Here is a 14,910-nt window from a genome sequence, read left to right as displayed (position 1 = left end):
GCGAGCCGGTCACTCCGGTCCACGAACGGGCAGGCGTGGCGCCGCCGACCGGCCCCGGCGGATGGCGGACCTCGGTGTCGCCGAACCCCTGCTCCCGGTCATCCGCACCAACACCACCGAGGACCAGCTGCTGGGACTCGTCGAGTACGCCCCGCAGCTCACCGGCGAAGTGCTGCTCGCGTTGTTCGACGGAGCGTCGTACGAGGACGTGCTCGATCAGGTGACCAGGCCGGTCGCCGCCACCGAGCCGGTCGACCCGGACGACTTCGAGGCCGCCGCGCAGCGGCCCGGCTCGCGAGAGGCTCGAGGGCCTCGTACCCCGGCATCCGCTCGGAGACCCAACACCGTTCCCCAGGTGGGAGTTTCAGCGCCGGCCGGACTGCTCGGACATGTCGTGCGGGTTTGGGTTCGTCATGGCGACGAGGTTGCGGATCGGTTGAGCATGCTGCGACAGCCCATATCAAGATATGGGGCAAAGCTGAAGGCGAGGGCCGATATGGTCGGATCTCCGGAGCGGATCCGGACCGGAGAAGACCGGAGGTGGGGGTTGTTACGGAACCAGGAACCGGCGTCGGCCCGGGCGCAGTTCGCGCAATGTGTGCAGGACTTGATCACGGCATCAGGCTTGACGCGTGGGGAGTTCGCGAGTCGCGCCGCACAAGTTGAGCGGACACTGCCCGACCCGCCGGGGAGGGTGCCGGTCTTCAACGAGGAGCGGCTCGGGGAATGGTGCGCCCGCGAGCATGTGCCCGACCAGCGGGTGGTGGACACACTCGTTCACACGGCCGTGAGGGCGCGCAGGGAGCGGGGGCTTTCTCCACTGGGGGTCGGCCCGCACGTCCTGTCGATCGACCGGTGCCGCGAGTTGCGTCAGAGGGCTCAAGAGGAAAGGGCCACGGTGGACTCGGCTCCGTCCCTGACACCGGAGGTGGTGCCCGCCAGGCTGGGATGTGCGCTCGATCAGCTCGACCCGGTTCGGCATCTGCAAGTGCACCGGGCCATTGAGGTTGATCGCCGTACGCCGTCCACCGATGGGCTTGGGCAGCTCCCGCAGTACGTACGACGGGCTCATGACCGTCGGCTTCAGGACGAAGTGGCTCTGGCGGTGGCCGGCCAGAGCCGTCTGGTGGTGTTGGTGGGGGACTCATCGACCGGCAAGTCCCGAGCCTTGTGGGAAGCCGTCACTCGATTGCCGGCGGGGTGGCTGGTCTGGCGGCCGAGTGACCGAACCGATCTCTTGCAGGGGCTGCGGAGTCAGCATCGGCTGTCCCACACCGTGCTCTGGCTCAATGAACTCGAGCGCTACCTTCTCCCCCATGGCCAACCGGACCCCGGCGGACGGGCAGCCAGTGCCTTGATGTCGTTGATGCACGACGCCGGCCGGGGACCCGTACTGGTCCTGGGCACGCTGTGGCACAGGCACCACACCACGCTCACTCAGCGCCCCAGCGGCTCCCAGCAGCACGACCCCCACCAGCAAGCACGCACGTTGCTCGACGATTCCACCCTCACAGTGGCTGAATGCTTCACCCCCGAGGACTTGAGCACGCTGCAGGGCCTCGCTGCGGACGATCCACGGCTGGCCGAGGCCTTGGCCAAGGGCGACAGCAGGATTACGCAGTACCTCGCCGGAGCCCGCGAGCTGGTAGCCCGGTACGAAGAAAAGGCATCACCGCACATCCGCGCTGTACTTGACGCCGCGGCCGATGCCCGCCGCTTGGGACACGGCGAGTTGCTTCCAGAAGTCTTTCTCCGCGCGGCAGCCGGCTCGTACCTCCACCGCGACTACTGGCGGACCCAGACCTCGCAATGGCGGCAGACGTGGTTCGAACGCGCCGTGCACGCCACCGACCAGGCGTGCCGGGGAATCCCGGGCCCTCTCACACAGGAAGTGGCTCCCCCCGGTCAGCCGAACTGCGTCGAGCCTCTGTACCGGCTGGCTGACTACCTCCAGGCTCACACTGCGCGCACGAGGGGCGGTAAGTGCCCGCCGACCGGCTTCTGGGATGCCGCGGCTGTGCACCTTACGGAGCCCGCTGTTCTCATGTCGTTTGCCCGTGCCGCCCATCAACGCGAGCGACTGCAGATTGCGGACCGCCTCTATCAAGCGGCGGTGGAGTACGGGCACAACGATGCGCTGCACGACTTGGCGTTGTTGCGGGAGGAGGTTGGCGATCACGGCGGCGCGGATGGTTTTGCTCTGCGATCTGTTCGTCATGGCAGCGGGCGAGCCGTGTCCGAAGTGGCTGAGATGCGGGAGGACGCTGATGACCGGAGAGGGGCCGAGCGGCTCTATGTGAAGGCCGCTCAGGTCGGTGACACGTGGGCTCTGTGCTGTCTGGCACGGTTGCGACGGGAAGCAGGAGACTGGGCCGAGGCTGAGCACTACGCCCAGCAGGCCGCCGCGCTGGGTGACACCCGCGCATGGCTCGAACTCGCCACGCTGACGGATGACCTGGGCAGCGCTGAACGCTTCGCGTTGATGGCCGCCGACCAGGGGGACACACTCGTCCTGAGAACGCTCGCCCAACAACACGAGACGACAGATCCGAAGCAGGCAGAGCGGCTGTACCGGTCTGCTGGGGACCGCGGAGATGGCGAGGCTCTGCGCCGCCTTGCCACGATGCGTCAGCAGAGCGGGGACGGAGGCGGTGCCCAGAAGCTGTATCACGAAGCTGCCGATCTCGGCGATACCGAGGCCATGCGAAAGCTCGCACTGAGGTACCACGAGGCGGGTGACGCGCAGGCCGCGGATCGAATGTACCGCCGGGCTGCCGAGCACGGGGACATGCTGGCTCTGGGGCTTCTGGCATCGAGGCGGGAGAGGGCCGGGGACCGGGAAGGGGCCGAACGGTGCGCCCGGGAAGCCGCCGGCCAAGGGGCCACGGAGGCTGTGTGGCTCTTCGTGCAGGAGCGGGAAATGGGCGGCGATGCCCGCGGTGCCGAGGACTATGCCTATCGCTGTGCGCGCGAGGGGAATGCCACGATTCTGTGGTATCTCGCCCAACGACGTGAGTGGATGGGGGACCGGGAGGGCGCCGAACGCTTGTACCGCTGGCTCATCAGCCGGGGAGAGCGCAGCGGAGTGCTGGGCTTGCTGCGACTGCGTGAATGGGACGGGGATCGCGAGGGTGCCGAGGCCTACGCCTTCCAAGCCGCCGGCCGAGGTCACCCCGAGGCCTTGCGACTTCTCTTCCAACTGCGACAAGCGGCGGGTGCCGAGAAGGATGCAGAGCGGCTGGCGCACGAGGCAGCCGACCGAGGCGACACGGCCCTCCTGCTGAGCACGGCGAGTCGGCGCGAGGAGAGCGGGGATGGAAAAGGCGCTGAGCGGCTCTACCGGATGGCTGCGGATCGAGGCGACGTCCAGGCTCTCCTGGCCTTGGGCCGGCTGCGTGAGGCGGTCGGGGACCGTGATGCGGCCGACGAACTGTACGGCCAGGCGGCGGAAGGTGGCTACCGGTGGGACGTGCATCTCCTGGCTCTGGGTCGTGAGGGTGACGGGGACCGGGAAGGCGCTCTGCGTCTGTACCGGAGGCTCGTCGACGATGGAGACCCCTGGCCTCTGGGGTGCCTGGCGCGGATTCAGGAGGCAGACGGAGACAGTGAGGGAGCCGAGCGTCTTTACCGCCGAGCGGCTGACTACGGGGAGGTGCCGTCAGAAATAGCTCGGCAGCGCTGGCCGTTTGGGCTGGATGCGAGCGGCGAACCCGTTGAGCGATGGTGGTGAAGTGGACCAGTGTTCCGTCTCCCTGTGCGCCAGTGCTCCGGCGAAGTGCCATGATGCCCGGCTCGTGCGCCTGTGAGGCCGAACGTGTCGCCGTACAGCGCCGCCACCGGCTGACCCGCCTGTGAGTCCGACTCGTGAGGGGGTTACGATCCGACCCAGCGCAGTCGGCGAGTCTCAGGAACCCATCCCTTGCGATGGGCCCTCCGGTCCACCACACCTCGGTGCTGATCACACCGGGTGCCGGGGATCGGGCCCTGTGCTTGCACAGGGTGGCGGAGGGACGCAGCGGACCGCCCGTCAAGGGGCGGTGGAACACTCAAGGTGAGGCTCACCGGCTGCGTCTCGCCAGCAGGGGCCAGGGGGGTCGGTGACGATGGCGGACGATTTCGCGCACCTTGCCCCAGCTCAGTTTCTCGAGGCGGTAGTCAGCGGTTCGATCTACCCGTACACAGAGCACCGGATCCCCAAGCGCTGCGGCGGACTGCGGACCTTGCACGCTCCGGTTGCGCGGTTGTCAGTGATGCAGCAGGAAATACTTGCCCGTCTGGAGACTCTGCCGGCCAGGTTCCAGCCCCACCCGGCAGCGTTCGCCTACCGGCGGGGCCGCTCGGTCGTGGACTGCGCCGCCGTCCATCTGCGGGCTCATACCGTGATCCGCCTGGACATCGCCGACTTCTTCGGGAGTATCCGGGAACGGCACATCCACGCTGCGCTGAAAGACGCCTGGACGCGCCCGACGGAGCCCGAGTACCGGATCGCTCTCGTGGAGGACGACAACGGCCACCAGGGGATCGGTCTGCGCCGCACCGGTCGCACCCTGGGTGCGTATACGACGGCCCGGCTGGTCACCGTGTCGCCTCAAGGGCCGAACCAGACCTGGACGAACCGTGGCACCGGACATCGCAAGGTGCGCTTGGAGGCCACCGGACAGGACTTCCACGTTCGTCGGCCCGGCCTGGTCTACAAGCACACCCGCGAGGGATTCCTGCCGCAGGGCGCTCCTACGAGCGGGTACCTGTCGAACATCGTGATGCGTGATGTCGACGAGGTTGTCACCCACCAGGCCGAGTCCTTGGGCCTGCGCTACACCCGCTACAGCGACGACCTGTTTTTCTCGAGCCGTCGGCATGTGCGTCACGCCGACGTCGACCGTCTCGTGGCCGGAGTGAAGAGGGCTTTGGAGCCTCTGGGCATGAGGCTCAACACGAGGAAGACGTACGTGGCCCGTCCCGGTGCACGTCGCAGCGTGCTGGGCATCCTCGTCGACGGTCCCGCTCCTCGCCTGACGCGCGAGTACAAGCGCCGCATCACCAAGCATGTGCGAGGGGCTGTGTCGTTCGGTATTGAACAGCACCGCCGTCACCAGGAGTTCAAGAGCCTGGCCGATCTGGACGCCCATGTGACCGGGCTGCTGTCGTTCGCGCACATGGTCGAGCCCGGCTGGGCCGAAGGACAACTCTCGGACTGGAAACGGTTACGCGAAATCCCTCTCGAGCACGAAGAGCCGGCCGTCCTGCAGCACGGACTCGATCTGCCCTGGCAGGACGAGGAGATGGAGGTCAGCCAGGCAGACCTGGCCAAGGCCTCGATCGACGACCTCGTCCGCGGTGCCCAGCGCTATCGCTCCTCCTCGGACTACCTGCAAATGCTCGAGTTCGTCGGCCGGTTCAAGCGGTACGCACCGTTCAACGCCATGGTGGTTCACATCCAGAAGCCGGGGGCACGCTACGTTCTCTCCTCCTCGGAGTGGGAGTCGACGTACCGCCGGATACTCAAGCCCGGCGCCAAGCCGCTGTTGATCTTCCAGCCCCGTGGGCCCTACATGCTCGTGTACGACGTCGGGGACACCGAAGCGCTGCCCGGGGCCCTGCCTCTGCCCAAGGGGATAACCGCCCCCGTCTCGGTGTCCTCTCGCGTCGGAGAGAAGGAAGTCGCCAAGGTCTGGCATCACACCGAGACGAACCTCGCGCCCCTGGGAATCCGGCTCACCCTGGTCGACCACGGAGCCTCCTCCTGCGGGCGCACGTACCACAGCAGGTCCGGCGGTTCGGTCCAGCGTCTCGGAAGCAGGGCCGGGGATCCACCTGAGTCGTATCCGACGTTGTTCGAGATCGAGGTGAACCGGAACCTGCCTCTCCTGGACCGTTATGCCACGCTCGCTCACGAGCTGGGCCACCTGTTCTGCGGACACCTCGGGGCAGGCCCCGGAGAGACTTGGCCCGACCGGCGCGCGTGCCCTTCCTCCCCCGAGGAAGCCCAGAAGGCCCATGCACGCAACGAGGTCGAGGCCGAGTCCATCGCCTACATGGTCCTCAAGCGCCTGGACCCGGATGTCCAGATGGGCGACTACATCACGGGGCACCTCAGCCCCGGCCGGCAGGTTCCCGAGACCGTCGCCCTCAACCTCACGTTCAAGGCCGCCGGCCTGATCATCGAGATGGGCAAGAAGCGCATCCCCGCCGCCAAACTCCGGAAGTCCAAGAAGTGATCCCCTCGCCTTCCGCAGCCAGCAGAATGGAGCGAGGCCGGACTGGGCCGAAGCTTCTTCACACGTCCTCGAGCGCCACCACCCGCAGTACTGGGACGGGTCAGTACCCAGGAACCCTCGACCAATGAGCAACTACGCAGCCGTCAGCATCGCCTCCTACCTCGGGAACCCGAGCAGAGGCTTCACTCTCGTCACCAAGGCCACGCCGCCACACGACCCTGACTACATCGACGGTGCAATCGACCTGTTCGTGCACGGAGTCCCCATCCTCGACCGGGAGCTGTGGGACTGTGCGGGCGTGCGGGCTCCGAAGTCGAGGCCGATGGGGGAACGCAGCCGCGCCAGACGGTCCTCCGTGACGCCCTCCTCGCGCAGGAGGTGCAGTCGCTCCTCGTGGGTGCGCCGGGAACCCATGGCCCCCACGTAGGCGACGGGCAGTTCGAGGGCCAGGCGCAGCAGGGGGATGTCGAACTTGGCGTCGTGGGTGAGGACGCATACGGCGGTGCGTTCGTCCACCTCGGCGCGTTCCAGGTAGCGGTGGGGCCAGTCGGCAACCACCTCGTCCGCGTGGGGGAAGCGGGCGGTCGTGGCGAAGACGGGGCGGGCGTCGCAGACGGTGACGTGATAGCCGAGGAAGCGGCCGGCCTGGCTGAGGGCGGCGGCGAAGTCGACCGCGCCGAAGATCAGCAGGCGCGGCCGGGACGCGTGCACGTGGACGAGGACGGACAGTCGTTCGGGGCATTCGTCCCCTGGCCCGCCGATGTCGACGCGGGCGGTGCGGCCGGCCCGCAGCAGGGCCCTGGACCGATCGGGAGGTCCGGCGGCCTGACGGGGGCAGGACGCCGGACGAGGGGTGCGCACTCCGCCGACCCGGAGTGCACAGGCAGTGCGTCAGAGCAACGCCTCGGCGGTGATGGGCAGTTCGCGGACGCGGCGGCCGGTGGCGTTGAAGACCGCGTTGCCGATCGCGGCCGCCACACCCACCTGGACGACCTCGCCGAGCCCCTTGACGCCGAGCGCGTTGCCGTCGTTGTCCTCGCCGTCCAGGTAGATCGCCCTGACCTCGGGGACGTCGGCGTTGACGGGGACGAGGTAGTCGGCGAGGTTGGCGTTGACGATCCGGCCGTCGCGGTGGTCGGTGGCCGTGTGTTCCAGCAGGGCCGTGCCGATGCCGCCCACGATGCCGCCGATGGCCTGGCTGTCGGCGAGCTTGGGGCTGATGATGCGGCCCGCGTCGTACACGCCGAGCATGCGCCGGACCCGTACGAGGCCCAGCGTCGCGTCGACGGCGACTTCGGCGAAGGTGGCGTTGTAGGCGTGGTAGGAGCGCCGCTGGGGAGTGGGCGGTCCGGTGTAGGAGCCGCCCGCTTCGAGGTAGGTGCGGTCGTTGCGGGCCAGGAGCGTCCGGTACGTCTCGCCGCGGGCCGGGTTGCCCTTCACATGCAGCCGGCCGCCGCGTACGACCACGTCGTCGGCCTTCACCCCGTACAGCGGTGATTCGCGGTCCTCGACGGCCAGTTCGATCGCCTGCTGCCGCACCTGGTCGCAGGCGTCGTGGACGGCGGTGCCGACGCTGGCCATGGTCGCCGAGCCGCCGTGCGGCGAGGTCGGCGGGTAGCGGGAGTCGCCGAGCCGGAAGGTGACCGTGCGCATGGTCAGCCCGAGGGCGTCGGCCGCGACCTGGGTCTGGGAGGTATAGGTGCCCGGCCCCATGTCACTGGTGGCCGCCTCGACCACGGCGGTGCCGTCGGCATCGAGGCGGGCCCGGGCCTGTGCGGGGAAACGTCCGGGGTCGTAGACACCGGCGGCCATGCCCAGGCCGATCAGCCAGTCGCCCTCGCGCCTCGAGCGTGGCCGGGCGGAGCGGCGCTGCCAGCCGAACTCGCGGGCGCCGACGGTGTAACACTCGCGCAGCCGACGGGTGGAGAACGGCAGGTTGCTCGACTCGTCCTCGTTCGGTTCGTTGCGCAGGCGCAGCTCGATCGGGTCGATGCCCAGCTTGTGCGCGAGTTCGTCCATGGCCGACTCGATCACGAAGGACGCCGAGGCGAAGCCGGGGCCGCGCATCCAGATCGGTGTGTTCACGTCCAGGGGGACCGTCCGGTACGCCTGGCTGACGTTCGGCATGCTGTAGAGCATCTGCCCCGCGCCCATGACGGCCTCGGTGAACGTCTCGTACGACGAGGTCTCGGCGTCGATGTCGTGGATGGCGGCGGTCAGCCGGCCGCGCCGGTCGCTGCCGAGGCGCAGCCGGTACTCGTACGACGGCCGGAAGCCGGTGCCGAAGTACATCTGCCTGCGGCTCAGGACGAGCTTGACCGGGCGCTTCGTCTCACGGGCCGCCAGGGCGGCGACGACGCTGTGCGGCCAGCAGCGCAGCCCGCTGCCGAAACCGCCGCCGACGAACGGGTTGATGACGCGCACCGACTCGGCGGGCAGGCCGAACACGGCCGCGAGCTCGTCATGCGTGCCCATCACCCACTGCGTCTTGTCCCACACGGTCAGCTTGTCGCCGTCCCAGCGGGCGATGGTGGCGTGCGGCTCCATCGGATTGTGGTGATTGCGCGCCAGTCGGTAGGTGAGATCCAGCCGTACGGCGGCGTCGCGCAGGCCCGCGTCCGCATCGCCGCGCGCGTAGTTCGTCGGCTTGTCCCGCTCCGCGTCGTGCAGGTCGGTGGAGGGCCGTTCGGCGTCGTACCGGACCTTCACCAGGCTCGCGCCGTGCTGCGCGGCCTCCAGCGTGGTGGCGACCACGACGGCGACGGGCTGGCCGTGGAAGAGCACCCGGTCGTCCTGGAAGACCCGCAGCCGTCGGCCCGGCGGGTTGTTCGACCCGGCGTTGTCGCGGTACGGCAGCTTCGGCGCGTTGCCGTGGTGGATCACCCGCAGCACGCCTGCCTGCTGTTCGGCGTCAGCGGTGTCGATCGATGTGATGCGGCCGCGGCCGATGCTCGCGTCCACGATGACGGCGTGCACCGCCCCGTCGACGTCGGACTCGGCGGCGTACCGCGCCTTGCCCGTGACCTTCAGCCGGCCGTCCACCCGGGACAGCGGCGCACCCACGGCTGCTTGCGGCTGGGGGCTCACCTCGTACCTCCCACGATGCGCAGCTGGCGTTCGACGGTCCGTCGGAGCAACTCGACCTTGAACCGGTTGTGTCGAAGGGGTCGGGCGCCTTCCGCCGCCTTGGCGGCGGCAGCCGTCCACAGCGAGTCCGAGGGGCGCTCGCCGACGAGGTGCCGCTCGACGGCCGGCAGCTTCCACGGCACCGTGCCCACTCCCCCGGCGGCGACCCTGGCCTCGCGGATCACCCCGCCGCGCACATGCAGCGCTACGGCCGCCGAGGTCAGGGCGAACTCGTAGGACTGCCGGTCACGCACCTTCAGGTAGCCCGACCTCAGCGGACGCGGCGACGCGGGGATCTCCACCGCCGTGATCAACTCGCCTTTTCTGAGGGCCTGTTCACGGTCGGGGGTGCTGCCCGGCCGCAACAGGAAGTCGGCGAAGGGGACCTGGCGTTCCCCGTCCGGGCCGATCAGGCGCACCTGCGCCTCGAGTGCCGCGAAGGCCACGGCGACGTCGGAGGGGTGGGTGGCCACGCAGGCGTCGGAGGTGCCCAGGATGGCGTGCGTACGGTTGACGCCCTCCAGCGCCGCGCAGCCGGAACCGGGCTCGCGCCGATTGCAGTCGGCGGTCACATCCCGGAAGTACGTGCACCGGGTGCGCTGCATGATGTTGCCGCCGATGGTGGCCATGTTCCGCAGCTGGGCCGACGCGCTCAGCTCCAGCGCCTCGGAGACCACCGGGAACAGGGTGCGCACCTTGCGGTGGGCGGCGGCTTCGGACATGGTCACCAGCGCGCCGATGCGCAGCCCGCCGCGCTCGGTGACGGTGACCTCGTCCAGCGGCAGGCCGCTGATGTCGACCAATGCCTCGGGGCGCTCGACGGTCTCCCGCATCAGGTCGACCAGCGTGGTGCCGCCGGCGATGTAACGCCCGCCGCGGCGAGCGGCGTTGACGGCCTCACGGGTGTCGGAGACGCGGGTGTAGGAGAAGGGACGCATGGCGGCCGGTCCTCACTTCCGGCGCGCGGTCTGCTCGACCGCGCGCACGATCTTGACGTAACAGCCGCAGCGGCAGATGTTGCCGCTCATCCATTCCCGGATCTCCTCCGGCGAGCCCGTGTGGCCCTCCTGGATGCAGCCGACACCGGAGACGATCTGGCCGGGTGTGCAGTACCCGCACTGGAAGGCGTCCTCGTCGATGAACGCCTGCTGCAGCGGGTGGAGTCGGTCGCCGTCGGCCAGGCCCTCGATGGTGGTGACCTCGGCGCCCTCGAGACGCACCGCGAGCGTCAGACAGGAGTTGACCCTCCGCCAGCCTCCGGCCGGGGGGACCCCCATCTCGCTGCGCTCGCCGTCGACCAGCACGGTGCACGCGCCGCAGGCCCCGGCGTTGCAGCCCTTCTTGGAGCCGGTGAGGCCGAGGTGCTCGCGCAGCAGGTCCAGAAGCGAGGTGCGGTTGTCGACCGTCACGGTCCGGCGGGTGCCGTTGACCGTCAGGGACACGCGGCTGGAGGGCGGCGCCTCGGCGGCGGCCACCTCCTCCGGGGACGCGAGGAACGATCCGCCGATCACCCCGCCCGCGACGACCGCGCCACCGACCGCCGTACCGGTGGCGATGAAGGTGCGCCGAGTGGGCGCCGGGGAGGTGTCGTCGGCTTGGGTGGGGGGCGGAGCGGCAGGCTCAGGGAGTTCAGTGGACATACGTACGCCTTCGTATCGCGGACGGATCGGCCGTACTCGGCAGCGGAACGGGAGACTGGATCGTCGTCATCGCGGGAACCGGGCCACCGCGGGCCTCGGCGGCGGCGCCTGATCGCATGGGGAGTCTCGCACCACCGGCAACGCTCGTGACAGGGAGACTTTCCTCCCCCCTTCATCCGCTGTCAGGAGCGATCTGCCGACACGATCGGGGGCACTTTCGCGCGGGGAGGGGCAGGCCGGAGCCGCGCCGCCGCGCCCGTGGTCAGTGCGCCGGGCCTACTGGCTGCGGGTGCGGGGGCCGTTGTACTGCTCGTCGGTGACCGGCTCGGCCCAGCTCGTCTCGGGGCTGCCGTCGCCGGTGCCCTCCCACATGGCGATGTGCTCCATGAACCGGTCGGGCGCGGCGCCGTGCCAGTGCTCCTCGTTCGGCGGGCAGGCGACGGTCTCGCCGGGGTGGGCCTCGAAGACGGTGCCGTCCCGGGTGCCGATCAGGGCGATACCGGAAACGACGTGCAGGGTCTGGCCCAGGGCGTGCGAGTGCCAGTTGGTGCGGGCGCCCGGTGAGAAGCGGACCAGGTTGGCGCGCATCCGGGACGGCTCCTGGCCGGCCACGATGACGTCCCACCACACGTCTCCGGTGAACCAGTCCGCCGGGGCCTTGCTGGTGGGCTGCTGCTCGATGAATTCCATGGTGTCTCTCCGGTCTCTTTCGTGTGTGGGCCGTCTCTAGCGGGCGACGTAGCCGCCGTCGACGGGGAGGGCGACGCCGATGACGAAGCCGGCTCCGGGGCTGCACAGCCACAGGACGGCCTGGGCGATTTCCTCGGCGGTGCCGAGGCGGTTGACGGGCTGGCTGGCTTCGGCCTCGGCGCGGTCGAGTTCCCCCTTGGCGATCATGTCGCTGACCATGGGGGTGTCGATGGTGCCGGGGCAGATGGCGTTGACGCGGATGCCGCGGGGGGCGTATTCGAGGGCGGCGCTGGTGGTCAGGCCGATGACTCCGTGCTTGGAGGCGTGGTAGGAGGCGCGGCCGGGGAGGCCGACGAGGCCACCGAGGGACGAGCAGTTGACGATGGCGCCGCTTCCCTGGGCGCGCATGTGCCGCAGTTCGTGCTTCATGCAGGCCCACACGCCGCGAAGGTTGATGGCGTTGACGCGGTCGAACCGCTCGGCGGGTTCGTCGGCGGCGTCGCTGGGCGGGATCTGGATGCCGGCGTTGTTGTAGGCCATGTCGAGGCGGCCGAAGGTCCGGGCGGTACGGTCGACCGCGGCGGCGACCTGGTCCTCGTCACTGACGTCGCAGGTGAGGGCGAGGGCCTGGTGGCCGGCGTCGGTGAGTTCCTTCGCGGCCGCGTTCAGGGCTGCTTCGTCGATGTCGGTGAGGGCGACGGCGGCTCCGGAATCGGCGAACGCGCGGGCGGTCGCCAGGCCCATACCGGCGCCGGCTCCGGTGACCAGAGCGACCTGGCCGGTGAAGTCGTACGCGGGGTTCATCTCGGGATGTCCCTTCGAGTGCTGAGGTGCTGCGGGGCGAGTGGTACCGGGGCTGCTTGATGAGCTTCTGCGGTACGGCTTGGTGAGCCTCCGTCAGACAATTTGGCCGCCGGGGCGGACTTCAATTGGGCGTCCGGGTGAGAAGGGCGGTGGGGTCGGGCGGGTCAGGGCGCGGCTTCGATGGTGATCCGGTCGGCGCGGGCAAGCCGGTCGGTGTCGGCGTCGAGGTGGCCGAGGATGAGCAGGTCGGCGTCGGCGGAGTCGCCGTCGCGGTAGAAGAGGGCCACGTTGCCCCAGGGCGCGTAGTAGGTCAGGTCGCCGGTCCGGGGCGCGCGCGGCTCGGGAGCGCCGGAGGTGGTCAGCCTGCGCGGCAGGTCGGCGATCCGCTCCGTCTGGTGGAAGTCCTCCAGGTCCAGGGTGAGCGGGAGCAGCTCGGCGAAGTCACGGGCGGCAGGACTGTCGTTCAAGGTGGCGTCGACGGGGCGGCCGTCGAGGGTGACCCGGATGTCCATGGCGGTGTTCCTGTCGGACGGTGCGGTGCGTGCCTCGGCCGTCGGTGTCTGCTGCCGGGCGGAGGCAGCGGAGGATGCCTGGTGCGGGGAGGTCGGCGAGGTGTCGCCGCAGGCCGCCGCGGCCAGCAGGACCGTGGTGACCGCGGCGGCGCGGACGAGGGTGCGGAGGGTGGCCGGGTTCATGGTGTCGTCCGGGCGTCAGTCGGGCAGAGGCTCGGAGTAGTGCCGGAAGGTGTCCCGCTGCTGGTGGATGCCGTAGAGACGCTGGGCCAGGACCTCCGGGCTGCTGTGCTCGGCGTCGGGCCGGATGGCCCCGGGGATGATCAGCTGGGCGGCGTGGATGTTCTCCGGGGCGAGGACCTCGTGCAGCATGCGGGCGTAGGCGCTTTCGCCGGCGAAGGCGATCGAGGTGCCGGCGACGTTCGGGTTGGGTCGTACGGCACTTCCGCCGTTGACGAACAGCAGGGTGCCGCGGCCGAGTTCGCGCATGCCGGGCAGGACCGCGTTCACGCAGGTGACAGGGCCCTTGACGGAGAAGGCGAGCGGGGCGTCGAGGTCGTCGGCGCTGGTGTCGAGGACCGGCTTCATGAAATCGGCGCGAGGAACGGGGCTGTACTGGAGGATCTCGATGGGCCCCAGGGCCGCCGCGGCGGCGTGCAGAGCCGTGGTCAGGGACTCGATGTCGAGGACGTCGGCGGCGAAGCCGCGGGCCTGGATGCCGTCACGGGCGAGGTCCGCGGTCAGGCCGTCCAGCTTCTCGGCGTCGCGGGAGATCAGGGCGACGGTGTGGCCGGCGGCTCCGAAGCGCCGGGCGGTGGCGAGCCCGAGGCCGGGTCCGGCGCCGACGAGGGCGAAGGTCGTCATGGTCGGTCCTTGTGTGAGCGGGTGGGGACGCGGACGCGGTCAGGGCTTGAGGAGGGCCTTGATGGCGCGGCGCTCGTCCATCGCCTGGTAGCCCTCGGCGACCTGGTCCAGGGGCAGGGTGAGGTCGAAGACCTTGCCCGGGTTGATCCGGCCGGTCAGGACGCGGTCGATCAGGTCGGGCAGGTAGCGGCGGACGGGGGCGGGGCCGCCGCGCAGGCCGACGTGGGAGAAGAACAGCTCCTCGCCGTCCACCCGCACCTCGTGCGGGACGCCGACGAAGCCGACGTTGCCACCGGGCCGGGCGGAGTGCAGGGCCTGCCGCATGGCCTCGGGGGTGCCGACGCACTCCAGTACCGAGTCGGCGCCGACGCCGTTCGTCAACTCCTTGACGCGGGCGATGCCTTCCTCGCCGCGTTCGCCGACGATGTCGGTGGCGCCGAATTCCACGGCCAGCTTCTGGCGTGACGCGTGGCGGCTCATGGCGATGATCCGCTCGGCGCCGAGTTCCCTGGCGGCGATGACACCGCACAGGCCGACCGCTCCGTCACCGACCACGACGGCGGTGGATCCGGGCTCGACCTCGGCGGCGAGGGCGGCGTACCAGCCGGTGCCCAGCACGTCGGACACGGCGAGCAGGCTGGGCACGAACTCGGTGTCCGGGTGCTCGTCGGTGGCGACGAGGGTGCCGCGGGCGTTGGGGATGCGGACGTAGTCGGCCTGGCAGGTGCTCATGAACTCGCGGTGCAGGCAGTTGGACTGCCAGCCGTTGCGGCAGTTCACGCAGGTGTTGTCCGAGGTGGCGAAGGAGCCGACCACGAACTGTCCCGGCTTGACGTTGGTGACCTCGGCACCGACCTCCTCGACGATGCCGACGTACTCGTGCCCCATCGGATGCGGGTCGCCGATGGGCTCCAGTCCGCGGTAGGGCCACAGGTCCGAGCCGCACACACAGGTGGCGACCGTACGGATCACCGCGTCCGTCGGCTTGACGATCTCCGGGTCGTCGAGGTTCTCGATCCGCACGTCGCCGGGGGCGTGGATCATTGCTCCGCGCAT

9 protein-coding genes and 2 pseudogenes are annotated in these 14,910 nt (G+C 69.8%); 2 read left to right on the top strand and 9 right to left on the bottom strand.

Features of this window, described 5'->3' with window-relative positions; genetic code table 11:
* Positions 1-64: 64 nt before the first annotated feature.
* Together IE97_RS43830 and IE97_RS0124045 are read left to right on the top strand one after the other, a co-directional pair.
* A pseudogene (locus IE97_RS43830) lies at positions 65-295 on the top strand (DNA helicase); the annotation flags it as partial.
* A gap of 3,808 nt (positions 296-4,103) precedes the next feature.
* Positions 4,104-6,218 (top strand): RNA-directed DNA polymerase, encoded by a 2,115-nt coding sequence (locus IE97_RS0124045; protein WP_078603360.1) that lies wholly within the window; start codon positions 4,104-4,106, stop codon positions 6,216-6,218.
* Positions 6,219-6,440: 222 nt separating this feature from the next.
* Here the strand turns inward: IE97_RS0124045 and IE97_RS0124040 are convergent.
* From IE97_RS0124040 to IE97_RS0123995, 9 genes and pseudogenes are all read right to left on the bottom strand, one after another.
* Positions 6,441-7,028: pseudogene (locus IE97_RS0124040) on the bottom strand (XdhC family protein); the annotation flags it as partial.
* An 81-nt stretch (positions 7,029-7,109) separates the two neighbouring features.
* Positions 7,110-9,305 (bottom strand): xanthine dehydrogenase family protein molybdopterin-binding subunit, encoded by a 2,196-nt coding sequence (locus tag IE97_RS0124035; protein ID WP_030244261.1) that lies wholly within the window; start codon positions 9,303-9,305, stop codon positions 7,110-7,112.
* Entirely contained in the window at positions 9,302-10,282 is a 981-nt protein-coding gene (locus tag IE97_RS0124030; protein WP_030244257.1) for an FAD binding domain-containing protein, read from the bottom strand. Before IE97_RS0124030 ends, IE97_RS0124035 begins: the two co-directional genes overlap by 4 nt.
* A gap of 12 nt (positions 10,283-10,294) precedes the next feature.
* Positions 10,295-10,984 (bottom strand): (2Fe-2S)-binding protein, encoded by a 690-nt coding sequence (locus IE97_RS0124025; protein ID WP_030244255.1) that lies wholly within the window; start codon positions 10,982-10,984, stop codon positions 10,295-10,297.
* Between the two features lie 276 nt (positions 10,985-11,260).
* Positions 11,261-11,674, bottom strand: coding sequence for a cupin domain-containing protein (locus IE97_RS0124015; protein WP_030244252.1), 414 nt, complete (start codon positions 11,672-11,674; stop codon positions 11,261-11,263).
* Positions 11,675-11,710: 36 nt separating this feature from the next.
* Positions 11,711-12,478 carry an SDR family NAD(P)-dependent oxidoreductase gene (locus IE97_RS0124010; protein ID WP_030244250.1) on the bottom strand — a complete coding sequence of 256 codons (768 nt, stop codon included), beginning with the start codon at positions 12,476-12,478 and terminating at the stop codon, positions 11,711-11,713.
* A 164-nt stretch (positions 12,479-12,642) separates the two neighbouring features.
* Positions 12,643-13,173, bottom strand: coding sequence for a cyclophilin-like fold protein (locus tag IE97_RS0124005; RefSeq protein ID WP_030244246.1), 531 nt, complete (start codon positions 13,171-13,173; stop codon positions 12,643-12,645).
* 15 nt (positions 13,174-13,188) lie between these two features.
* On the bottom strand, positions 13,189-13,854 hold the full coding sequence (locus tag IE97_RS0124000) for an SDR family NAD(P)-dependent oxidoreductase (RefSeq protein WP_030244244.1): 666 nt from the start codon (positions 13,852-13,854) through the stop codon (positions 13,189-13,191).
* 39 nt (positions 13,855-13,893) lie between these two features.
* Complete coding sequence (locus IE97_RS0123995; RefSeq protein ID WP_030244242.1) at positions 13,894-14,910, bottom strand: zinc-dependent alcohol dehydrogenase family protein; 1,017 nt, start codon at positions 14,908-14,910, stop codon at positions 13,894-13,896.

The sequence above is a fragment of the Streptomyces sp. NRRL S-455 genome, assembly GCF_000717875.1.
In the GTDB taxonomy this organism is placed as follows: Bacteria; Actinomycetota; Actinomycetes; order Streptomycetales; family Streptomycetaceae; genus Streptomyces.
The sequence above is the reverse complement of the archived record's forward strand: the minus strand, read 5'-3'. Positions and strand labels throughout refer to the sequence as shown.